Consider the following 422-nt stretch of genomic DNA (forward strand, 5'->3'; position numbering starts at 1 on the left):
TGATGGTGCCGGCGGTGTGCCATCCGGCGTTGTCGAGCACCATGACCGCATGCTCGTCCTTGGGCAGCTTCGCGGCGAAATGCTCGAGGAAGGTGTTCATCGCCGTGGCCGAGACATGCGGCATGATGAGGGCGACGTCCTCGCCGGTAACCGGCCTGACGGCGGCGAACAGGTGGACCCAGGTGTAGCGTTGGTCACACAGCCCGGCCGGGCGCTGGCCACGGGTGAACCAGCGATGGCAGACGCGGCCCTTCTGGCCGAAGCGGCTTTCGTCCTGAAACCACAGCGTCAGCCGCTTGTCCGGGTGTGCCGCGCGCGCGGCGTCGAGGGCGGCCTGCAGCCCCCTTTTGCGAACGCCTCCTGCGCCGCCAGATCCACCTTCGGGTGGGACGGCCGCGCCTTCTGCCGCGACAGGCCAAGCT

General features: G+C 69.0%; 1 protein-coding gene. It reads right to left on the reverse strand.

Annotated elements, in window-relative coordinates:
* A partial coding sequence (locus Q7A36_RS40975; protein WP_305109506.1) for a transposase occupies positions 1-422 on the reverse strand: 422 nt, incomplete at both ends.

The organism is Paracraurococcus lichenis (genome assembly GCF_030657435.1).
GTDB classification, from domain to species: Bacteria; Pseudomonadota; Alphaproteobacteria; order Acetobacterales; family Acetobacteraceae; genus Paracraurococcus; species Paracraurococcus lichenis.